Here is a 21,326-nt window from a genome sequence, read left to right on the forward strand (position 1 = left end):
AGGTTCTAGTCTTTTACCGGTTCACTTCTTGTGGCGGGACCGGAATTGTGCAATCGCCTTCTTGATGGCCTCGGCGGTGTCAGGGTCAACCGACGCGGGCGCCTTCGGCTTGGCACGTGGCGTTTTGGCCGGGGTTGCCGGCTCTGGCGGCGCAAACCGTCCTATGAGCTTGGACATGAGGAGTGTCGCGAACACCAGAATAATGAGGAACACGAATACAAACCCCATTCCGGCAATCATCAGATCGACGGCTTGTGACATCAGGTCATTCATATCGAACAGCTACCTGTATTGATTTATATTTCTCCCGATCTGTGCCCGGACTGACCAGTTAGACTAAGGTCTAACACGCTTCCGCGACAATTCGGGGGGCAAAATCCTGCGTAATTTACCGTTTTCAGGGTGCCCGGGCAACCTGAATGCAAAAATCTATACGGGGTTTCCGAGCGTCGCGGCCCGAAAAGACACGCATTTATACAGACGAAGCAATTCTCATTCAGGCATATCGAACGCGTATTTTCCGCCCCTTGACCTTGCCACTTTCGAGCCTGGCCAATGCCTTAGCTGCAAGCGACTTCTCTACCGCGACAAAACACTGATGATCAAACAGATCAATCTTGCCGACAGCTTTGCCAGGCAGGCCTGCTTCGCCCGTCAGGGCACCCAGGACATCGCCGGGACGAACCTTGTCTTTGCGACCACCGGCAATGCACAGGGTCTTCATGGCGGGCACGACCGGTTTCAGCGGCGTCGCCAGGAGTTTCTCTGTGTCTCCCCATGTCACGCTGCGGCCTCTTTCGGACTCGATGCGGGTAATCTTGTGCCCCTGGGCCGGCGTGCAGAAGGTAACAGCATGACCCCGCTCCCCTGCCCGGCCGGTGCGCCCGATCCGATGGGTATGCACTTCGGGATCCCGCGCGGGCTCGGCGTTGATAACCAGGGGCAGAGACTTTATGTCGAGGCCACGGGCAGCCACGTCGGTGGCAACCAGGATGGAGCAGCTCTGATTGCCAAACCGCACGAGCACGCTGTCTCGATCCCGTTGCTCCAGATCGCCATGCAAAGGCAGCGCAGAGAAACCCCGCTCACCAAGTTCCGCCGCCATGTCGTCGCACTGCTGTTTGGTGGTGCAGAAAACGATGCAGGACTCGGGCTGACGCTCGGAAAGCAGCGCTACGATGGCATCCGATTTGGAATGTGGCGACACTTCGTAGAACAGCTCTTCAATGTCCGGGTTGTCACCGGCTTCCTCGGCCCGAACGTCTACCGGGCTTTTCTGGTACTGCTTGCTCAATTCACGGATGGGCGCCGGCCAGGTCGCCGAAAACATCATGGTCTGGCGTGATGGCGGAGTCTGGGACAGGATGTCTTCCATCGCTTCCTGAAAACCCATATCCAGCATTCGGTCCGCCTCATCAAGCACCACGGTTTTAAGCCGCGCCAGCGAGAGGGTCTGCTTGCGCAGGTGGTCCTGAATCCTGCCCGGGGTACCCACAACAATATGAGCGCCATGGCTCAGGGACCCGATCTGGGGGCCGATGGCAACACCACCACACAGAGTCAGCACCTTGATATTGTCCCGGGCCCGCGCCAGCTCACGGATAGCTTTGGCGACCTGGTCTGCCAGCTCACGGGTCGGGCACAGCACGAGCGCCTGAACCGCGAACAGTCGGGGATTGAGCCGCTCAACCAGGCTGATGCCAAACGCCGCCGTTTTTCCGCTACCGGTTTTGGCCATGGCAATGATGTCTTTTCCCGCCAGCCCCGGCGCAATGGCCTTCGCCTGAATCTCCGTGGGTTGGGCAAACCCCAGCTGGTTAAGGTTCGAGCACATGGCGGTAGACAGGCCAAAGTCGTTAAAAGAAGACATAGAAGAAAATCCCGGATTCAGCGGAAGCTGGTTATGAAGGCAATAATGAGGGCGTATACTAGGCCGAAATGATACCAGAATATGCAACGAAAGAACGGAGTTACTGATGGCATCCCTGCAGGATCAATTGCTGAAGGCCGGCCTTGCCGACGAGAAAAAAGCCAAGGCCATTCGCAGCGAAAAACGGAAGAAAAGAAAGCAGCAACCCAAGGGTGCTGTGGAAGTTAACGAGGCCGAGACCCGTGCACGTCAGGCCCGTGAGGAAAAAGCAGAGCGGGATCGCCAACTCAACCTGGAGCGTCAGCGCGCTGCCGAAAAGAAAGCCATCCAGGCCCAGATCCGGCAACTGGTAGAAACCAACCGGCTGGACCGGAGCCGCGGCGAAACCTCCTATCAGTTTGTTCATGACAAGAAGATCAAGAAGCTCTTCGTAGACGACACTATGGTCGATCAGCTATCCCGCGGCCGCCTGGCAATTGTTTTCGTGAACGATAACTACGAGATTGTGGCGGAAGGTGTTGCCCGAAAAATCATGGAGCGGGATGAGAGCGCCGTGGTGGTACTTCATGATCGCAAACAGGACGATGCAGGTGAGGATGATCCTTACGCAGGCTACGAAATCCCTGATGATCTGATGTGGTAACGCACTAATCAACCGCAGATCCACCCTTTTGGTCCTACATGCACCCGGGAAATACATAGGTACTACTCATAACCCCAAAACTTCTGACTTGACCTATACTTTAGTTATATCCATAGAACGAAGGGGATTAACTATGAGACTGAAAAAATCATTGAGCTTGATTGCTGGCGCCACGTTACTGGCGTCTTTGGCCAGTATGCCGGTTGCCGCCCAATCGGACGACCAGGTTTTCGGACGGGAACTGATGACCCAGCAAGAGCTGCAACAGCACCGGGAAACCATGCGCAACCTGAACACCGACGCCGAGCGTGCGAAGTACCGCCAGCTCCACCATGAACGGATGATGGAACGAGCCAGAGAGCGTGGCGTTGAGCTCAGGAACGGCATGGGACAGGGTTCCGGAAAAGGCATGGGTAAAGGCCAAGGCATGGGCCAGGGTATGGGGCAGAAAAACGGCCAGGGTATGGGCCAGCAAAATGGACAGGGCGCCGGGGGTGGCGGTAACGGCAAGAACCAGCAGTATAAGATGAAAGGCTCAAACAGCCAGTAGTCGGACATTGCTGTTCAGGGCCACAAAAAAATCGGGGCTGATTGTCAGCCCCGATTTTTATTTGCGCCTTTTACCTCGAGATTATTCAGGCATTGCGTAGACGCTTACGCGCCCACAAGCCGCCCATCGCCATCAGCACCAGGCCCGGCAGAACCGGATCGAACGGAGCACCTGGTTTGCCTGCGGTGCAACCAAAGATGGTACCGCCGCCACTACTGGACGCTGCAGTGGGCTCTTCAGGCTCGGGTTCAACCGGAGTATCTGGAATCATCGGATCATCAACTGCACCATTCAGACCGGTAACCCTGAACGTGAAGCTACAAGTCGTACTCACACCATCACCGGTACAGGTTGGCCAATTGGCAGCCGCGCCCACTGAAATTGTGGGGTTGATATTGACGTTGGCGAGATCTTCAATCGGGCCTTGAACATAACCGGCAACGCGTTCATATGCCGCTTCATCAGCCAGAATCGTCGCGTTTACAGCCTCAACAGTTTCGAACGAACCGTCTGCCAACTCATACAACCCATCCTCACCCTCATCAGACCTCCATGTAGCGTAGAGGGAGCCGTCTGAAGTATTGAGCACTTTCGGAGGTTGATTAGCCCACTCGGCGAAGGCATCAATGGCTACAGCCTCGCCATCGATCAGGACTTTGAAACCCTCGCCCGTATTGTTGTAATCGGCAACATACAGGCCAGCAGCAGAAGACTGATTCAATGAAATTGCATCAGGTACAGTATCTTGGGCATCCCCCTCACCCAAGGTATCCACAATTGGCCCTACATCGTCGGCTACGCTCGGGTCGAAGTTAATGCTGTTGGGATCCCATCGATCAGCGAGAGTATCTACCGTATTGTCGCCATTGGCATCTACCTCAACTGTCGTACTAAAGACTTTTTCATAAGTCTGCCAATCCGGCGCGGAAGCCGTTCCGGCGTTATAAGCCAGAAGGATCGAGTCGTTGGCCGGATTACCATCGTGATCAATAAACCATCCCGTGGGCGTTTCGCTCAGCGTCCGCCAATCACCAAACAAAGAACTGTACTGCGTGGCAATGGTGCCATTGGTTTCAAGCACATCTCCATCATCAGCCGTAGCAAGCGATTCAGTAAATGGAGCAACCTCGGTGCTGAAGAAAGGCAATCCCTCAACTTTACTACCGCCGAAAAGGCCGCCGGGGTACTTACCAACAGGCCCGATACTCAGTTTAGCGCCATCTGCAAAGCCGAAACCCAGACCATCACCAACAGATGAACGCATAAACTCGCTTCCAACCCCAAAACCGAGCTCGAAACGGATCGCATTCAAATCACCGCCAACCGAATTGGAGGCGTCGGTAAGATTGGAAAACTTGCCAATCACCCGATAGAGACTTACCGAATCATCGGCTGACACATCGACAACAATGTCGATGGGACCATTGGTTTCGGTTGTTTTAAGCTTGAAACGCTTTCCGGAATCAGGCGGGGCTGTACAGTTGTCGCCGGGGGCACGATCGGGCTGAGCCATCAGGCAACCGGCAAAATCGTATGTCTGCTGGGCGGTGAACGGCTCGTTATAGACCTTGATCCCCAACCCTACATTGCCAAAATCGTTAACCGGATCGAGCCACCCAAAGCTGGCAGTTCCCTCTGTATCGGTATACACCAAGGTTTTACCTTCAACCGGTGGAACCGCAAGGTTTTCTTCGTTCACTCCCTCCATCGTTGCCGCAACAGCCACACACGGCAGGCCAATCATGGAACAAAACACGGCGCTAGCAAGTCGATGTCTCGCAAAATCATTTTTTTAGTAGTCATAATGCTTTCCCTAATGCAGTTCAGAAAATCCAAAACATAGAGCAGTTCAAGATTACCGTTCATTCACAATCGTAAAGCACAAAAACCGATAAGCAAATGCTTTTTAGTTACAACTAGTAGAACAATCTAGCACGAACAGTTCTCATGCTTTTGCCAGAAGCGCAAAGCTGCAACATCGCGATCGGCCGTATACCCAGCCATGAGGCGCCCACGAACAGGAATCTCAAGACAATTACCTGTGAAAGAAAACTCCATTACACCGCTCGCAGTTGCAGCCAGTCGTTCCTGTCTAGCCACCGAATCGATAGGTGTGACTTTTTGTCGCACCCTCAAAGCCGAGCAGACCTGAATACCAATCAGGCAGTGTTCACCTTCGAGTCCTTGTAGGCTCACTGCTTAATGATTTTATATTTCGGAGAATTGCTGCATTTCCGTATCAAATAAACTCGTCCAGAAACTATCTGTTACGGTATGCCTCTGGATTCTTTTTATAAAAGCGGCCTTAATAGCTGCAAATAAAAGATTCCAAATTTCCTCGGTGTATCAATTTCGTTTGCTGCCTCGCGCTAAAAATGAGGCAAAACCACGCTTTGATGCTGCCCTCAAGCAAGTAAGGAAAACCATGACAGTCTCGAGCTTCCTCACCAACATGACCATCCGGACCAGATTGGCTGGCGGCTTTGCGGTTCTCCTGCTGCTGACCATCGTAGTGGGATTGGTAGGTGATCGGGCCCTGGAGAGCTATGGCCAACGTTCGAACATTGTTGCCATGCTCGGGCAGGTAAACACCAACCTGACCGAAGCCCGGGTTGAGGAGAAGAACTTTCTGCTGACCGGTGAGGCGCAGGCTGTTGCCCGGACTCAGGCCCAGGGCGACCGGGTTCTGGAGCTGACCAATGAGATCAAGCCGCTGCTCGCAGTCGCCAAGGATATTGAAACCTTGGGCCAGATCCAGGCAGACGTAAAACAATACCAGCGGCTCATGGGCGAGGTTGAAACCAACATTGGTGAACGGGAGGCAGCGCTCGAGCGCCTTGAAACCAGTGCCCGCATCTTCGGATCTTCTTTGAAGGCCCACAGCTCTCTGTTCTTCGCTTCAGCCATTTTCGAGGATATGCGTCGCTCTGAACGCAAGTTCCTGATCGAACATGATGACGCCAGCGTCAAGGCTTATCTCGATGATGCGAAAAGAGTCCAGGGCCCGCTGAAATCAGCGGCGATCACGACCGAGGAAAAAGACCAGATCAATGCTGCGCTGAAGACCTATGTCAATGAATTTCAAACGGTCGTGGATCTCACCAACTCCGGAAAACAGCTGTCGGATGATATGGTCAGCACAGCTCGCAGTGCCATCGAATCGGCAAATAACCTTCGGGCACTTCAGACTGAGAAAATGGAGGCTGATCGTGAGCAGGCTTCCTGGTTGATCTTCGGCGCGACCGGTATCGCCCTTATTCTTGGCATCCTGATGGCCCTACTCATTACCCGCGCCATCGTCTCCCCTGTTAACCAGGCAGTGAGCATCGCCTCCGAGGTGGCTTCTGGCAACCTGACCGTGGATATCAAGGCCAGCGGTACCAACGAGATCGGACGACTGATGGCTGCCCTGGCTACCATGGTGACCAGCCTCCGGGAATTGGTAAGAAGTATTGAGTCGGGGGCCTCCAATATTGCAGCCTCGGCAGAAGAACTCTCAACTGTTACCAGCCAGACCAGCGATGGCATCAATCGTCAGAAGCAGGAAACCGATCAGGTTGCTACCGCCATGAACGAAATGACCGCAACCGTTGGTGAGATCGCCCGCAGCGCCGAACAGGCCTTTTCCGTGGCCGCCGATGCGGCCAGCCAGGCCAGCGACGGTGAGCGGGAAGTCCGCGCGACCGTAGATCAGGTCAACAATCTGGCACGGGAAGTCAGCCAGAGCATGGAGACCATCCAGGGACTCCAGAAAGAAACCGCGAACATCGGCACCGTTCTGGATGTGATCAAATCCGTCGCCGAGCAGACCAACCTGCTGGCGCTGAACGCCGCTATCGAGGCAGCGCGGGCTGGTGAGCAGGGTCGCGGCTTTGCCGTGGTGGCCGACGAGGTGCGCTCTCTCGCACAGCGGACACAATCATCGGCCCAGGAAATCGAGACTCTGGTAACGTCACTTCAGAACAGCGCCGGTGACTCGGTGTCCGCGATGGAGTCCAGCACCACCATGGCCTCGAACACCCTTGAACGTGCCACGGCAACCGGAACGACCATTGAGCGCATTGCCCGTGCTGTAGAGGAGATCAAACAGTACAACAGTCAGATTGCCACAGCTTCCGAACAACAGACTTCGGTGGCCGAGGAAATCAACCAGAACATTACCAGCATTCGGGATGTTACGGATCAGTCCGCCGCCTCATCGAACCAGACCGCCAGCTCGAGCAGCGAACTGGCAAGGCTGGGCAGCGACCTGCAGAACCTTGTTTCACGTTTCAGGCTGTAATTGAACAGCCTGCTGCCTAATCATCCCGATTCCAGTACACCCGAACGAGGTTCGATTCCTTGGTGTACTGGATGTCCAGATTACCGTCGTACGCTCGCTCAATAGCCTCCCCGGTGCCCCGGGGTAGATGCAGATCGGTGAATTTCACCACCAGCTCTCCCTCTGGACCGTCTTCCACACTCATAAGACGTTTCATCGGGTGCTCGAGCTTTTCTTCCTCGACCTTGTTGTGGATGAGTTTCAGGATTGCATCTCGATGCTTACCCAGAAAGCCCCCGGAGAGAGTCAGTATTCCAGCTGGCATATTATCCCGGATTCGCTCACAAGCCGGACACATAAGCTCGTTAAGCTCGCCTGCGGGTGGCGTTGCCCACTGCCAGCGCCCTTTATGGAAAGCTGCACCGCACTCGGAGCATATCGCTGGCTCCTTGGGCTTGGATCTGGCTACGTATGGATCGTGAATCTCTTCTTTGAGAAGCCGGTCATCCCGTCCGTGGCCAGCTGCAACACTGTCTTTGCCGCTCATGCCCTCACTCCTTTCCCTGATGACGGAATCTGGTCGTTCATTGCAGCCCGTGACGGTCAAAAATTTCCCTGACCTCACGTTCGGTCTCTGCAGGCACGATGACCTTGACCAGCTTGGCGTCTTCGTCGATGTAGATGTTATCCCGGGGAATGCCGGTCGCAATCAAGTCATCCCAGGTATTCTTGGCCTGGTCGCGATCCCGATAGGCGCCGTTTACTGTTTTGCTCATGAGTGAAACCTCCTGTTTGATTTCGATTTCCTTACATCTGAAAGAATAGGCAGGGAGGGTGGAGCTGTGCAAATATTGATCAACCGGAAATTGACGGAGAGCAAGACTGGAAGGCTAAAGCAAAACGCCCCAGCCTGTGGGGTGCACAAACTGAGGCGCTTTGGACTTTATTTGGCACGGCTGGGAGGATTATTCGGGCCTTTGGCCCTCACCCCTTCGGGGTCGCCGTCGCATTGCTCCGGCGTTCCTCAACCCACTGCGTGGGTTTCGGTCGAACCTCTTATCGGTTCAAATCCTCCCAGCTATACAAAGCAAAACGCCTCAGCCTGTGAGGTTCACAAACTGAGGCGTCTTGATCTTAATATGGCGCGGCTGGGAGGATTCGAACCTCCGACCGCCTGGTTCGTAGCCAGGTACTCTATCCAGCTGAGCTACAGCCGCTTAAAACTTGTGGCAGGTTGATCGATGGCGCGGCTGGGAGGATTCGAACCTCCGACCGCCTGGTTCGTAGCCAGGTACTCTATCCAGCTGAGCTACAGCCGCACATTGATCACTTGCTGTGGTTGAGTGCTACTTCAACCTGTCTCTCTTTCCTCAAAAAGGAAATGGCGGAGAGGGAGGGATTCGAACCCTCGGTACGATTGCTCGTACGGTTCCTTAGCAGGGAACTGGTTTCAGCCACTCACCCACCTCTCCTTGAGAACGGGGCGTATACTACCATAATTTTTCTGTTTTCATAGGGTTGACACGAGATTTTTCGGGCCCGTTTCCCCACACCATCAAAAAAGCCGTTCAGGTTTCCCTTGAACGGCTTTCTGACTCTCAGCTGTTGCCGGGCTCGGGCTCTTCAGAGCCTTTTTCCGACTGAATCCGCTGGTAGATTTCTTCACGGTGTACCGCGACTTCTTTCGGGGCATTGACGCCAATGCGCACCTGATTGCCTTTCACTCCCAGGACGGTGACGGTGATATCGTCGCCGACCATCAGAGTTTCGCCCACGCGGCGAGTCAAAATCAACATATCCCTTACTCCCTATCCAGAGCTACCTGTTCCGATAAATGGTTTTTTGATCTATTTATTGCTTTTATAGTGGGATCACTTACTGATCTGTAGACGCACATTCCCTTATACGGTGCACGTTTGTCATAGGCTCAGTATATGACGCCCTTTTTTCGGAGGCCCCGCAGACCGACCTTTTATCTGCGGTTTTCAGGCCTCTTCCGATACCGCGGGCTTGTCCAGTTCAAATGCACTGTGAAGTGCGCGAACCGCAAGCTCAAGGTATTTCTCGTCGATCACCACGGAAATCTTGATTTCTGATGTGGAGATCATCTGGATATTGATTCCCTCGTTGGACAGCGCCTCGAACATCTGAGTGGCCACACCAGCGTGAGAACGCATACCAACACCCACGATACTGACTTTGGCAATCTTGCTGTCACCGGCCACTTCACGAGCACCCAGTTCGTCAGCAACACGCTGAAGCACTTCTTTCGCACGCTTGAAATCATTGCGATGGACGGTGAACGTGAAGGCTGTGCGGTTATCCTCACCCACGTTCTGCACGATCATATCCACTTCGATATTGGCGTCACTCACCGGCTTCAGAATACGCAGCGCGCTGCCCGGGGTATCCGGTACGCCGGCAATGGTCAGTTTGGCTTCATCACGGTTAAAAGCGATGCCGGAAACAACCGGTTGTTCCATGGCGTTTTCATCCTCAAGAGTAATCAGGGTGCCCTCGCCTTCCTGGAAGCTGGAAAGAACCCTTAATGGAACGTTGTATTTACCTGCAAATTCTACAGAGCGGATCTGGAGCACTTTCGAACCCAGACTCGCCATTTCAAGCATTTCCTCGAACGTAATCCGTTCAAGCCTGCGCGCAGTGTCGACAACCCTTGGGTCGGTTGTGTAGACACCGTCAACGTCAGTGTAGATCTGGCATTCGTCTGCCCTGAGCGCTGCCGCCAGAGCCACCGCTGTGGTATCGGAGCCGCCACGCCCGAGCGTAGTGATGTTTCCACTCTCGTCTATGCCCTGGAATCCGGCAACCACAACCACTCGACCAGCATCCAGATCTTCGCGCATGCGCTGCTCATCGATCTGTTTGATCCGCGCCTTGGTATGGCTGCTGTCGGTCAGGATGCGCACCTGAGAACCGGTGTAGGACCGTGCTTCACAACCGAGCTTCTGCAGCGCCATGGACAGGAGCGCAATGGTTACCTGCTCACCAGTGGATACCAGCACATCCATCTCACGCGGTGTCGGCTCCTCCATGATGTTGTTGGCCAGGGCGATCAGCCGGTTGGTTTCACCGCTCATGGCGGAAACCACGACAACAACATCATGACCTTCCTTCCGAAAACGGCTCACCTTCTCGGCTACCGCTTCAATACGCTCGGTTGTTCCAACCGATGTGCCACCAAATTTCTGAACCAACAGAGCCATTATTTTCCCAATATCCGAAACGGGGACTCACAGCGGAGTGACACTCCGCCACTAAGAAGAAACGGGCGGGATTATAAACCCCAGCCCGCCGACAAAAACAGTTGCTTAAGCGATATTTTTCTCGACCCAGCCGGCAACACCCGCCAGGGCATCCTCCAGCTTGGATGGATCGTTGCCACCACCCTGAGCCATGTCGGGTCGCCCCCCGCCCTTGCCATCGACCTGCGCGGCCAGATGCTTCATGAGGTCCCCGGCCTTGATCCGGCCCGTGGCCGATTTTGTAACACCGGCAACCAGAGTCACCTTGCCATCTTCCACGCTGGCCAGAACCACAACGCCCTCGCCCAGCTTGTTCTTCAGCTGATCAGCCGTCTCCATCAGGGCCTTGCGGTCAGCACCTTCCAACTCGGAAGCCACCACCTTGAGCCCGCCGACGTCGACAGCGGTGCTGGCCAGATCGGTACCGGCCGAGGAAGCAAGTTTTGCCTTCAGCGCGCCCACTTCCTTCTCAAGCTGACGGTTGCGGTCAATCGTCTGCTGGACCTTTTCAATGACCGACTCGCGGGAGCCTTTCACCAGACGGGCCGCCTCGCGAAGGGTACGCTCGGTGCCGTCGATCCAGTCCAGCGCGCCCATGCCGGTAACGGCTTCGATACGACGGACGCCGGATGAGATGCCACTTTCAGAGGTAATACGGAAAAGGCCAATGTCCCCGGTACGGGAAACGTGCGTACCACCACACAGTTCAACGGAGTAATTGTCGGTACCCATGCTGAGTACCCGAACCACATCCCCGTACTTTTCCCCGAACAGCGCCATGGCACCCTTTTCCTGGGCCTTTTCCATGTCGGTAATTTCGGTCTGGACCGGGCTGTTTTCCAGGATCTGCTCGTTCACCTGGCGCTCAATCTCGCGAAGCTGCTCCGGAGTAACGGCCTCGAAATGGGAGAAATCGAAACGCAGTTTATCCGGGTCCACCAGTGAACCTTTCTGGCTAACGTGCTCACCCAGTACCTTGCGCAGGGCCGCGTGCAGTAGGTGCGTAGCGGAGTGGTTACGCTTGGTTCGCTCGCGACGGGCGTGATCAATCCGCGCATCGACTTCCAGCCCCGGAAACAGCTCGCCCTCGATCAGGGTGCCAAGGTGCAGGTGGTTATCCCCCTCCTTGCGGGTATCCGTTACCTTGAACCGGCCGCCGCTCCAGGTCAGCAGACCAGTATCGCCGACCTGGCCACCAGACTCGGCATAGAACGGCGTACGTTCGAGCACCACAACGGCCTCATCACCGGCTTCGGCGGTCTTTTCCTCGCCGTTCACGATGACTGCACGGATTTTCTCGTGGCCGTCAATGTGCTCGTAACCGGTGAACTCGGTCTTGCCCTCGAGCTGTAGGCCCGCGGCGTTGTAGTCGATGCCGAATTTGCTGGCTGCCCGGGCGCGCTCGCGCTGACCTTCCATCGCCTTCTCATAACCTTCGTAATCCAGCGTCAGGCCTCGTTCGCGAGCGATGTCGTTGGTCAGGTCGACCGGGAAACCATAGGTGTCATAAAGCGTGAAGATTGTCTCGCCCGGAATCTCGGCACCCTTGAGTTCGGCAATGTCCTGCTCAAGCAGACGCAAACCCTTGTCCAGCGTCTTGGCAAACTGCTCCTCTTCCTGCAGCAGAACCTTTTCAATCTGTTTGCGGCTGCTGACCAGCTGCGGGAAGGCCTCGCCCATCAGCTCGCACAGTGCACCGGTGAGTTTGTAGAAAAACGGCCCGGTTGCACCCAGCTTGTTGCCATGGCGTGCCGCGCGGCGAATGATACGGCGCAGCACAAAACCGCGCCCCTCGTTTGAGGGCATGACGCCGTCCGCGATCAGGAAGGCGCAGGAACGGATGTGGTCCGCGACCACACGCAAAGATGCTTCCGTGGTTGCGGCACCGCCCAGAATCTGTGAGGCGGCTGCCAGCAAATCCTGGAACAGATCAATTTCATAGTTGCTGTGAACACCCTGCAGAACCGCCGTGATGCGCTCCAGACCCATGCCAGTGTCAACAGACGGCTTGGGCAGCTTCAACATCTCACCGTCAGCGGTGCGGTTGTACTGCATGAACACCACGTTCCAGATTTCGATGTAGCGGTCACCGTCCTCTTCCGGTGATCCGGGGGGACCACCAGCGACATCCGGGCCGTGATCGTAAAAGATTTCGGTGCAGGGACCGCAGGGACCGGTGTCCCCCATCTGCCAGAAGTTGTCTGAAGCGTAACGGCCGCCTTTGTTATCGCCGATACGGACGATACGGTCTGCCGGCACGCCGATTTCCTTGTTCCAGATGTCGAAGGCTTCGTCGTCTTCCGCGTAAACGGTAACCCAGAGTTTCTCCTGAGGCAGGTTCAGCCAGTTCTCGCCGGTCAGGAATGTCCAGGCGTAGTTGATGGCTTCCCGCTTGAAGTAATCACCGAAGCTGAAGTTGCCCAGCATCTCGAAGAAGGTGTGGTGACGGGCGGTGTAACCGACGTTTTCGAGGTCGTTGTGCTTGCCGCCAGCGCGGACACATTTCTGGGACGAGGTTGCCCGAGTGTAGTCGCGCTCTTCACGACCCAGGAACAGGTCCTTGAACTGGTTCATTCCCGCATTCGTAAACAACAATGTGGGGTCGTCCGCAGGTACCAGCGAACTACTTGGAACAATGGTGTGACCTTGCTGCTTGAAATAATCGAGGAATGCCTGTCGCAACTCTGCGGTTTTCATAGCCCTTTGATACCTTTCCAGAAACCCGGCGGAAATGCCGCCCGGTCCGCGATTGAATACGGATACTTACATGCTTGTGCAAATCCGCTACTCTAGCACACGCCGAGAACAGGAAAAACGTGAAACATCACAGGAGATTCCATGCCCCGACGCTTCCATGACGCCGAGGAACTATTCCCACCAGCCACCGCCCTCAAACGTGCCCTTGCCATTATTTACGACGGTTTGATCAGCATTGCCGTGCTGCTTGTCGCTACCTGGGGATACACCATGGTGGCTGGCTGGATCACCGGCTGGGACAGGTACGAACAGATGGCCGAGGCAGGCCAGCTTTCCGGGGACCCGGGGCTGACGTTCACATTGTTCCTGATCCTTTACCTGTTCTTTGCCTATTTCTGGACGCGCATTGGCCAGACCCTGGGGATGCAGGTCTGGCGGATTCGAATTGAAAACATTGATGGTACTTCGGTGAGCTGGAGCAAGGCGCTCAGGCGTTACGTGACGGCGGCGGCTGTGATCTTCCTGACACTTCTAGGAAGCTACTACCTCGGAGCTGCCACCCTGTTTCTGGGTATCCCGGCTATTGTTGCGCTGTTCTATCCGATCAATGGTCTATCAATTACCGACCGCCTCTCTGACAGCGTGGTTGTATCCATACCCAAAGAAGCGACCAAAAAGTAATGGTTTAGCCGCCGGAATAGCAGGGCTGGTCAACCAGCCCGCCGCATCAGGATGCCACCAGCCACGGCGCTTACCGCGATGGGCACCAGCACCGCAAGCATTGGGTTGAACCCGTATACAAGGCTCATTGGCCCAAGAAAATCCTGCATATATTTGAACAGAAGCCCCACCAACAGCCCGGTAAAAACCCGGAATCCCATGGTGACCGAGCGCAATGGCCCAAAGATGAAGGATATTGCCACCAGCACCATGACCGCCGTTCCCAGAGGCATGAGCGCCTTCTTCCAGAACGCCAGCCAATAGCGGGAGGCGTTGAGGCTTTGCTCGCCAAGATAGGTGGCGTATGTGTAGAGTCCGGTCATCGAAAGATTCTCAGGCTTCACGATCAACACGCTGAGAACGCCGGGCGAGAGGCCGGTTTCCCAGCGCAGGGTCCGGTCGTCAACGCGTACTGTCCGATCATCCTCGAAGCTCGTGGTGCGAACATTCTCCAGCAACCAGTGGTCGCCCTGATAAATCGCTCGCTCCGCAAAACTTGCGGCCAGCAGCTGCCGATCATCATCAAACTGGAAACGCGACACTCCATGCAGGACGCCATTCGGTTGCACGGCATTGAGATGGATGTATGAATCCCCTTCCTTGTGCCAGACCCCCGAAGCCGACGCCACGTTGCTACCGGCGCCCAATGCCACCGCCTTGTAACTCTGGGCCACGCGCTCGGCAGGCGGAGCCAGATATTCGCCTATCAATACACCCATAACCACGATAACCAGCGCCGGCTTCATTGCGGACCAGACAATACGCTTGAGCGATACGCCGGCAGCCCGTACAACCGTCAACTCCGAGGAACTGGCCATAGAACCCAGGCCCACCAGGCAGCCCATGAAGGCACCCAGCGGCAGATAATCGTAGATTCGTCTTGGCAGGGTCAGAAAGACATACCAGAGTGCGTCCAGGATCTGGTAGTTGTTGCGGATGTCATCCAGTTCGGCGATGAACGCAAAAATGAGATCAAGGGACAACACCACCATCATCACGAGGAACATCGCACCGCCAACCGTGCGCATTACATACCCGTCAATCTTGCGCACGAGCACCCCCATCCCGAATCAGGCGCCGGCGGTACAACCACGCTGGGCCGAACTGAAGCCATAGCCCGAAGCCGAGGAACAACGCGTGGACCCAGAGCATGCCCAGCCATTCCGGGACCTTGCCGGCCGCCAGCCAGTCCCGGGCGACAATGAGCAGCCCGAGATAAGTAATGTAGACAAGCATTGCCGGTAACAGATGAAAGAACCGGCCCTGGCGTGGATTCACGCGGCTCAGCCTCACTGCCAGCAACGTCACAATTGGCACGATGAGCGGCAGCGAAAAACGCCAGTGCAGCAACGCACGATCTTCCAGGCGGTCTGACTGCATCAGGCTCCAGGTACTGGCGCCCTCTTCCCGCTGCTTGGTGCCAGCCTCGCCGCCCTCAATCTTCAGACCGTAGGCTTCGAAATCGATCACATTGTAATTCAGCTGGCCCGCGGCGCCCTCAAAGCGACCGCCGTTTTCCAGTATGAGAAAACGGCTGCCGGTTTCCGGATCGATCAGCTGGGAGCCTGAATCTGCGGTTATGATCGTCAGACCACGCCCGTCCGGTGCGTATTCGGCGATAAAAACGCCCTGCAACTGGCGCTTGTCTTCACTCAAAGCCTCGGTATAGGTCACCCGTCCGCCAGAGGAAAAATCCTGGAAGCGCCCGGGCGCAAGCATTTCAAATTCGGTTGCCTTTCGTTGTTCGTTCAGAATTTCCTGAACCTGATTCATTCCCCAGGGCGACACGTAAAGACTCATGGCACCGACAATGATCATCACTGGCAGACTGCCCAGAAGCGTTTTTCCCAACAGTGCCTTGTCACTCACCCCACAAGCGGACAGGACCGTCATTTCGCTTTCGAGATACATACGCCCATAGGCGAGCAGGATGCCGATGAACAGCCCGAGGGGCAGAATCAGCTCAAGAAAACCCGGAAACCGGAAGGCCATGATCTCCAGCAGCACACCGGCCGAAATGCTGCCCTGGGCCGCACTGTCGAGATATTTCAGGAAACGGCCGCTCATGAACACCAGCAGCAGGATGCCCGAAACGGCAACCATGCTGATCATGATCTGGCGTATGAGGTAACGGAAAATGATGCTCAAATCGGTCTCTCTGGCGGTATCCGCTGAAACGTGGAGGTCGCTGGGAACTGCGCGTATTCTATGTAACCTTCGTGCCGAATGACAGAGTAGCGGTATTACACCGGCATGAAGGCACAGACAGGCACGGAAGCGGCGCCAATCGCTTGATAATTTCCCCGCAAGCCCCAATGCTAGACTAGATCACAATCAAGAACGATTCCCGCCGCCGGCGGGAGCCTCGTGAACAATCAACAGGAGTTGCCATGAATTTCAGCCTGAGCAGTAAAGCCATCGCCAGCACCAAAGCAGACTGTCTCGTAGTTGGCTTGCCTGAGAAAGGCACCTGGCCCGATTCAACGAATCAGGCCGATGAGGCTCTGGGCGGGATGATCAAGACACTCCAGAAGGCCGGTGATCTGTCCGGCAAGAATGCCACGACGCTGACCATTCCCCTGACCGATCAGCCCTGGACTCGCCTGCTTGTGGTTGGCACTGGCAAGGATGCGGATCGCAGCCCCGCCAACTACCGTAAAGCGTTGATCGCGATGATGACCGCGCTCAAGGACGGCCCGTCCAAAAGCGTCGCGATCGCTCTCGCAGATACCCCTGTAACCGGCGAAGAAGCTGTGAGTTCTGAAACAGCCCGTCTCAGCCTGATTGGCCGGACCCTTGAAGATCAGCTTTACACCTTCAGCGACTTCAAAAGCGAAAAGCCCGCCGCCCGGAAGGTCAACAAAGCTGTTGTGCATGCCTCCAGTGCCGGCAAGGCCCTCAAGGACGCCTTCAACCTCGGTCTGGCCACCGGCCGTGGTATGAATCTCACCCGGGATCTGGGCAACACGCCGCCCAACATCTGCCACCCGGAATGGCTGGCTCAGCAAGCCAAGAAGCTGGCCAAGGATTACGACTGCATCAAGACCGAAGTGCTTGACGAAAAGCAGATGGAAAAGATGGGCATGAACACCATCCTGGCCGTGGGCAAAGGCAGCACCCAACCGCCGCGACTGATCGTGATGGAATACCGTGGTGGCAAGGCCAAGGACAAGCCCCACGTACTTGTGGGCAAAGGTATCACCTTCGACACCGGCGGTATCAGCCTCAAGCCCGGCGAGGGCATGGATGAAATGAAGTACGACATGGGCGGCTCCGCCAGTGTCTTCGGCGCCATGAAAGTGCTCGCCGAAACCCAACCCAAGATCAACGTGGTGGCTGTGATTGCCGCAGCAGAGAACATGCCGGATGGCGGCGCTTCCCGCCCTGGCGACATAGTGACCACGCTCTCCGGCATGACTGTTGAAATCCTCAACACCGACGCCGAGGGGCGCCTGGTATTGTGCGATGCCCTCACCTACGTGAAGAAGTTTGACCCGGCCGCCGTCATCGATCTGGCGACCCTGACCGGCGCCTGCATCATTGCACTTGGCAATCACGCCACCGGCCTGCTGGCCAACAACGATGAACTTGCCAACGAGCTTCTTGCCGCCGGCGAGCGTGCCGGTGACCGGGCATGGCGCCTGCCGCTCTGGGACGAATACCAGAGCCAGCTCGACAGCAACTTTGCCGACATGGCCAACATCGGTGGCCGCCCTGCAGGGACCATAACAGCGGCCTGTTTCCTTTCCCGCTTTGCCAAGGACTATCGCTGGGCGCACCTGGACATCGCCGGCACCGCCTGGCACTCCGGCAAAGCCAAGGGCTCATCCGGTCGCCCGGTGCCCATGCTGGTCGACTACCTGATGTCCCATGCAGGAAAGTAAGCCCTCCAGCTCTTCGGAGACCGGCAGCCCAGCTGCCGGCCACTCCGGACAGGAAGACCGGAACCAGCGCTACTGGTTTCACATCCTTGCCCAGAATACGCCCGCCGCCCGCAATCTCCACGCTGCCAAACTCGTGGACAAAGCCTGGCAGCAGGGCGACCGCGTGTGCGTCGTGTGCGATACCATGCAACACGCAGAAGAGCTGGACGACCTGCTCTGGAACTTCAGCCCGGACGCATTCATCCCCCATAGCGTTGTTCCGGACTCTGCCACAACCTGCTCCGATCCCGTTGGCATTCTGCTTTGCCCGCCGGCGCCAGAGGATTGGGATACCGTGATCATTCTCTCCGCAACCTTGCCGGCGGATGCCGACCGGTTCAAGCGACTGGCCCTGGTTGCCCATAACGACCCGAATGTTCTTAATCAGGCGCGGTCACACTTCAAGCAATTGCGGGCACTGGGGATTGAACCCCGGGTGCATGATCAGAGGAAGCGTTAGGTTCGCCGCAAACAGGGCGACCATGTATAATCGTGCGTCTCAATTTTCCCTTGTGAATCAACCAACGGTCACTGCAGAACCCCATGGAAAAAACCTACCAGCCAGAAAACATCGAGCGCCAGTGGTACGAAAACTGGGAATCCAAAGGGTACTTCCGCCCCAGCGGTGAAGGCCAGTCCTACAGCATCGCGATCCCGCCGCCCAACGTAACCGGCAGCCTGCACATGGGCCACGCGTTCCAGCACACCATCATGGACACCCTCACCCGCTTCAAGCGCATGCAGGGCCGAAACGCACTGTGGACGGTTGGTACCGACCACGCCGGCATTGCCACCCAGATGGTGGTTGAGCGCAAACTCGCTGCGGAAGAGGACAAGACCCGCCACGATCTGGGCCGGGAAGAATTCATCAAGCGCATCTGGGACTGGAAAGAGCACTCCGGGGGCACCATAACCCGCCAGATCCGCCGCCTTGGCAATTCCGTGGACTGGGACAACGAACGCTTCACCATGGACGACGGCTTCTACAAAGCCGTTCAGGAAGTGTTTATCCGCCTGTACGACCAGGGACTTGTCTATCGCGGCAAGCGGCTGGTGAACTGGGACCCGAAACTGCACACCGCCATCTCCGATCTGGAAGTGGAAAACAAGGAAGAAAAAGGCTTTTTCTGGCACCTGCGTTACCCGCTGGCTGACGGCGCGCAAACCCAGGATGGCAAGGATTACCTGATCGTTGCCACCACCCGGCCGGAAACCATGCTCGGTGATACGGCCGTGGCCGTGCATCCGGAAGACGAGCGTTATCAGCACCTGATTGGCAAGCACGTGATGCTGCCGCTGGTGAACCGCCGTATTCCCATCGTTGCCGACCATCATGCCGATCCGGAGAAAGGCTCCGGTTGCGTGAAGATCACGCCGGCCCACGACTTCAACGACTATGCCGTGGGCAAGCGCAACAACCTGCCGATGATTAACGTCATGACCCAGGACGCCAACATCCGGGACGTGGCCGAGGTGTTCAATGCCGACGGCACCGAAAACACCGAACTCGATGGCACCATGCCGGGTGCCTACGCTGGTCTGACCCGCGAGGCGGCGCGCAAGCAAATCGTTGCCGATATGGAAGCCGAGGGGCTGGTCGAGAACATCGAGGATCACGTACTCAGCGTCCCCCGCGGTGACCGGTCGGGCCTGATTATCGAGCCCATGCTCACCGACCAATGGTTTGCCGATGCCAAGACCCTGGCCAAGCCGGCCATTGAAGCGGTGGAAGACGGTCGTATCCAGTTCGTACCCAAGCAGTACGAGAACATGTACTTTGCCTGGATGCGCGATATTCAGGATTGGTGTATCTCGCGCCAGCTGTGGTGGGGCCACCGCATTCCGGCCTGGTACGACGCCGACGGCAATATCTACGTGGGCCGCAGCGAAGATGAAGTGCGCCAGAAGCACAACCTGGACGCCAATGTCGCCCTCGAGCAGGATGAAGACGTTCTTGATACGTGGTTCAGCTCTGCCCTGTGGACGTTCGGCACCCTGGGTTGGCCAGAGATCACCGAGCGCCTGAAAACCTTCCATCCGACCGACGTGCTGGTCACCGGCTTCGACATCATCTTCTTCTGGGTCGCCCGGATGATCATGATGACCATGCACTTCATGAAGAACGAAGACGGCAGCCCCCAGGTACCCTTCCATACCGTCTATGTCACCGGCCTTATCCGTGATGAGCACGGCGACAAGATGTCCAAGTCCAAGGGCAACGTGATCGACCCGCTGGACATGATCGACGGCATCAGCCTGGATGACCTGCTGGAGAAACGAACCGGCAACCTGATGCAGCCCAAGCTGGCAGAGAAAATCGGCAAGCGCACCAAAAAGGAATTCCCGGAGGGTATCACCGCCCACGGCACCGATGCCCTGCGCTTCACCCTTGCCGCCATGGCAACGACCGGCCGCGACATCAACTGGGACATGAAGCGCCTGGAAGGCTACCGCAACTTCTGTAACAAGCTCTGGAACGCAGCCCGCTACGTGTTGATGAACACCGAAGGCGAAGACTGTGGTGTGAATGACGAGCCCGTGGAACTGTCTCTGGCAGACCGCTGGATCATCAGCGAGCTGCAAAGCTGCGAGCAGGACGTGATCCGTCACCTGGACCAGTACCGCTTCGATCTGGCGGCCTACGCGCTCTATGAGTTCATCTGGAACGAATACTGCGACTGGTATCTGGAACTGTCCAAGCCTGTGCTCAGTGATGAAGACGCCAGTGCCGAAGCCAAACGTGGCACCCGTCGCACCCTGGTGCGCGTACTGGAATCCGTTCTGCGCCTGGCGCACCCGATGATGCCGTTTATCACCGAGGAAATCTGGCAGCGGATCGCGCCCCTGGCCGGCAAGACCGGCGACAGCATCATGCTGCAGGCCTACCCGCAACCGGATGCAACCAAGCAGGATTCAGCGGTTACCGCTGATATTGAATGGCTCAAGGGCGTGATCGTTGCCGTGCGGAACATCCGGGGCGAAATGAACATCTCGCCGGCGAAGAAGATTCCGGTATTGCTGCGCGGCAAAGACGCCGAGGATCAGCGCCGCATGAATGACAATCGCCAGTTCCTGAGCTCCCTGGCCAAGCTGGAGAGCCTGGACTGGTTTGAGGGTGACAAAGCCCCCATGTCTGCCACTCAACTGGTGGGAGACATGGAAGTACTGGTCCCCATGGCCGGCCTGATTGACAAGGATGCCGAACTCAAGCGTCTGGACAAGGAGCTGGAACGCCTGCAGAAAGAGATCGGTCGCCTGGAGGGTAAACTGGGTAACGAGAAGTTCACGGCCAAGGCTCCAGCCGAGGTGGTCGAGAAGGAACAGGAAAAACTCCGGGACGCCCAAAGCAGCCAGGCCCGCCTGAGCCAGCAAAGGGCCGATATCGAGGCCATGTAACCG

The 21,326-nt window shown here is 56.5% G+C and carries 17 protein-coding genes and 3 tRNA genes; 7 read left to right on the top strand and 13 right to left on the bottom strand.

The window, feature by feature from the left end; all coding sequences use genetic code 11:
• Positions 1 to 21 precede the first annotated feature (21 nt).
• Positions 22 to 273, bottom strand: coding sequence for an OadG family protein (locus tag MDHKLMBL_RS15935; RefSeq protein WP_008172126.1), 252 nt, complete (start codon positions 271 to 273; stop codon positions 22 to 24).
• 223 nt (positions 274 to 496) lie between these two features.
• Positions 497 to 1,870, bottom strand: coding sequence for an ATP-dependent RNA helicase DbpA (gene dbpA, locus MDHKLMBL_RS15940; RefSeq protein WP_008172127.1), 1,374 nt, complete (start codon positions 1,868 to 1,870; stop codon positions 497 to 499).
• 106 nt (positions 1,871 to 1,976) lie between these two features.
• Between dbpA and MDHKLMBL_RS15945 the strand changes: the two genes are divergently transcribed.
• The gene (locus tag MDHKLMBL_RS15945) at positions 1,977 to 2,513 is read left to right on the top strand and encodes a DUF2058 domain-containing protein (RefSeq protein WP_008172128.1); all 537 of its coding nucleotides are present in this window, start codon (positions 1,977 to 1,979) and stop codon (positions 2,511 to 2,513) included.
• Between the two features lie 133 nt (positions 2,514 to 2,646).
• Positions 2,647 to 3,063: a hypothetical protein gene (locus MDHKLMBL_RS15950; protein WP_053114929.1), complete on the top strand. Its 417-nt coding sequence runs from the start codon at positions 2,647 to 2,649 to the stop codon at positions 3,061 to 3,063.
• Between the two features lie 85 nt (positions 3,064 to 3,148).
• Here the strand turns inward: MDHKLMBL_RS15950 and MDHKLMBL_RS15955 are convergent, their stop codons facing one another.
• Positions 3,149 to 4,807 (bottom strand): choice-of-anchor F family protein, encoded by a 1,659-nt coding sequence (locus tag MDHKLMBL_RS15955; protein ID WP_104271421.1) that lies wholly within the window; start codon positions 4,805 to 4,807, stop codon positions 3,149 to 3,151.
• 681 nt (positions 4,808 to 5,488) lie between these two features.
• Here MDHKLMBL_RS15955 and MDHKLMBL_RS15960 point away from each other — a divergent pair.
• The gene (locus MDHKLMBL_RS15960; protein WP_053114927.1) at positions 5,489 to 7,345 is read left to right on the top strand and encodes a HAMP domain-containing methyl-accepting chemotaxis protein; all 1,857 of its coding nucleotides are present in this window, start codon (positions 5,489 to 5,491) and stop codon (positions 7,343 to 7,345) included.
• A gap of 16 nt (positions 7,346 to 7,361) precedes the next feature.
• Here MDHKLMBL_RS15960 and MDHKLMBL_RS15965 read toward each other — a convergent pair whose 3' ends face one another.
• From MDHKLMBL_RS15965 to alaS, 8 genes are all read right to left on the bottom strand, one after another.
• A complete protein-coding gene (locus tag MDHKLMBL_RS15965; protein ID WP_053114926.1) occupies positions 7,362 to 7,871 on the bottom strand; it encodes a BCAM0308 family protein in 510 nt (169 codons plus the stop codon).
• A 37-nt stretch (positions 7,872 to 7,908) separates the two neighbouring features.
• Positions 7,909 to 8,100 (bottom strand): SPOR domain-containing protein, encoded by a 192-nt coding sequence (locus MDHKLMBL_RS15970; RefSeq protein WP_053114925.1) that lies wholly within the window; start codon positions 8,098 to 8,100, stop codon positions 7,909 to 7,911.
• 364 nt (positions 8,101 to 8,464) lie between these two features.
• Positions 8,465 to 8,541, bottom strand: a tRNA-Arg gene (locus tag MDHKLMBL_RS15980).
• Positions 8,542 to 8,566: 25 nt separating this feature from the next.
• A tRNA-Arg gene (locus MDHKLMBL_RS15985) sits at positions 8,567 to 8,643 on the bottom strand.
• A gap of 63 nt (positions 8,644 to 8,706) precedes the next feature.
• A tRNA-Ser gene (locus MDHKLMBL_RS15990) sits at positions 8,707 to 8,796 on the bottom strand.
• 126 nt (positions 8,797 to 8,922) lie between these two features.
• The gene (csrA, locus tag MDHKLMBL_RS15995; RefSeq protein ID WP_008172808.1) at positions 8,923 to 9,120 is read right to left on the bottom strand and encodes a carbon storage regulator CsrA; all 198 of its coding nucleotides are present in this window, start codon (positions 9,118 to 9,120) and stop codon (positions 8,923 to 8,925) included.
• Between the two features lie 189 nt (positions 9,121 to 9,309).
• Positions 9,310 to 10,548 (bottom strand): aspartate kinase, encoded by a 1,239-nt coding sequence (locus tag MDHKLMBL_RS16000; RefSeq protein ID WP_014576751.1) that lies wholly within the window; start codon positions 10,546 to 10,548, stop codon positions 9,310 to 9,312.
• Between the two features lie 105 nt (positions 10,549 to 10,653).
• Positions 10,654 to 13,284: an alanine--tRNA ligase gene (alaS, locus tag MDHKLMBL_RS16005; RefSeq protein WP_008172812.1), complete on the bottom strand. Its 2,631-nt coding sequence runs from the start codon at positions 13,282 to 13,284 to the stop codon at positions 10,654 to 10,656.
• A 141-nt stretch (positions 13,285 to 13,425) separates the two neighbouring features.
• On the opposite strand from alaS, the gene MDHKLMBL_RS16010 reads away from it, so the two are divergent.
• Positions 13,426 to 13,965 (top strand): RDD family protein, encoded by a 540-nt coding sequence (locus MDHKLMBL_RS16010; RefSeq protein WP_008172814.1) that lies wholly within the window; start codon positions 13,426 to 13,428, stop codon positions 13,963 to 13,965.
• A gap of 29 nt (positions 13,966 to 13,994) precedes the next feature.
• Here MDHKLMBL_RS16010 and lptG read toward each other — a convergent pair whose 3' ends face one another.
• Both lptG and lptF read right to left on the bottom strand, forming a co-directional pair.
• Entirely contained in the window at positions 13,995 to 15,056 is a 1,062-nt protein-coding gene (lptG, locus tag MDHKLMBL_RS16015; RefSeq protein WP_062784951.1) for an LPS export ABC transporter permease LptG, read from the bottom strand.
• A complete protein-coding gene (gene lptF / locus MDHKLMBL_RS16020; RefSeq protein ID WP_008172817.1) occupies positions 15,043 to 16,152 on the bottom strand; it encodes an LPS export ABC transporter permease LptF in 1,110 nt (369 codons plus the stop codon). The genes lptG and lptF overlap by 14 nt, the downstream gene beginning before the upstream one ends.
• A 242-nt stretch (positions 16,153 to 16,394) precedes the next feature.
• On the opposite strand from lptF, the gene MDHKLMBL_RS16025 reads away from it, so the two are divergent.
• The 3 genes from MDHKLMBL_RS16025 to MDHKLMBL_RS16035 all read left to right on the top strand — a co-directional run bounded on the left by MDHKLMBL_RS16025 (position 16,395) and on the right by MDHKLMBL_RS16035 (position 21,323).
• Positions 16,395 to 17,888: a leucyl aminopeptidase gene (locus MDHKLMBL_RS16025; protein ID WP_008172818.1), complete on the top strand. Its 1,494-nt coding sequence runs from the start codon at positions 16,395 to 16,397 to the stop codon at positions 17,886 to 17,888.
• Positions 17,875 to 18,387 (top strand): DNA polymerase III subunit chi, encoded by a 513-nt coding sequence (locus tag MDHKLMBL_RS16030; protein WP_008172819.1) that lies wholly within the window; start codon positions 17,875 to 17,877, stop codon positions 18,385 to 18,387. Before MDHKLMBL_RS16025 ends, MDHKLMBL_RS16030 begins: the two co-directional genes overlap by 14 nt.
• A gap of 83 nt (positions 18,388 to 18,470) precedes the next feature.
• Positions 18,471 to 21,323 (top strand): valine--tRNA ligase, encoded by a 2,853-nt coding sequence (locus MDHKLMBL_RS16035; RefSeq protein ID WP_104271423.1) that lies wholly within the window; start codon positions 18,471 to 18,473, stop codon positions 21,321 to 21,323.
• Positions 21,324 to 21,326: the final 3 nt, after the last annotated feature.

It is taken from the genome of Marinobacter flavimaris (assembly GCF_002933295.1).
GTDB classification, from domain to species: Bacteria; Pseudomonadota; Gammaproteobacteria; order Pseudomonadales; family Oleiphilaceae; genus Marinobacter; species Marinobacter flavimaris.

Excerpts from the sequence above, each read along its gene's own strand:
- alaS (WP_008172812.1), bottom strand. The coding sequence starts at position 13,284 with ATGAAAACCGCAGAGTTGCGACAGGCATTCCTCGATTATTTCAAGCAG.
- MDHKLMBL_RS16035 (WP_104271423.1), top strand. The coding sequence starts at position 18,471 with ATGGAAAAAACCTACCAGCCAGAAAACATCGAGCGCCAGTGGTACGAA.
- MDHKLMBL_RS15970 (WP_053114925.1), bottom strand. The coding sequence starts at position 8,100 with ATGAGCAAAACAGTAAACGGCGCCTATCGGGATCGCGACCAGGCCAAG.
- MDHKLMBL_RS16030 (WP_008172819.1), top strand. The coding sequence starts at position 17,875 with ATGCAGGAAAGTAAGCCCTCCAGCTCTTCGGAGACCGGCAGCCCAGCT.
- MDHKLMBL_RS16000 (WP_014576751.1), bottom strand. The coding sequence starts at position 10,548 with ATGGCTCTGTTGGTTCAGAAATTTGGTGGCACATCGGTTGGAACAACC.
- MDHKLMBL_RS15950 (WP_053114929.1), top strand. The coding sequence starts at position 2,647 with ATGAGACTGAAAAAATCATTGAGCTTGATTGCTGGCGCCACGTTACTG.
- MDHKLMBL_RS15960 (WP_053114927.1), top strand. The coding sequence starts at position 5,489 with ATGACAGTCTCGAGCTTCCTCACCAACATGACCATCCGGACCAGATTG.
- MDHKLMBL_RS15955 (WP_104271421.1), bottom strand. The coding sequence starts at position 4,807 with ATGATTGGCCTGCCGTGTGTGGCTGTTGCGGCAACGATGGAGGGAGTG.
- dbpA (WP_008172127.1), bottom strand. The coding sequence starts at position 1,870 with ATGTCTTCTTTTAACGACTTTGGCCTGTCTACCGCCATGTGCTCGAAC.
- MDHKLMBL_RS16010 (WP_008172814.1), top strand. The coding sequence starts at position 13,426 with ATGCCCCGACGCTTCCATGACGCCGAGGAACTATTCCCACCAGCCACC.
- MDHKLMBL_RS15935 (WP_008172126.1), bottom strand. The coding sequence starts at position 273 with ATGAATGACCTGATGTCACAAGCCGTCGATCTGATGATTGCCGGAATG.
- csrA (WP_008172808.1), bottom strand. The coding sequence starts at position 9,120 with ATGTTGATTTTGACTCGCCGCGTGGGCGAAACTCTGATGGTCGGCGAC.
- MDHKLMBL_RS16025 (WP_008172818.1), top strand. The coding sequence starts at position 16,395 with ATGAATTTCAGCCTGAGCAGTAAAGCCATCGCCAGCACCAAAGCAGAC.
- MDHKLMBL_RS15945 (WP_008172128.1), top strand. The coding sequence starts at position 1,977 with ATGGCATCCCTGCAGGATCAATTGCTGAAGGCCGGCCTTGCCGACGAG.
- MDHKLMBL_RS15965 (WP_053114926.1), bottom strand. The coding sequence starts at position 7,871 with ATGAGCGGCAAAGACAGTGTTGCAGCTGGCCACGGACGGGATGACCGG.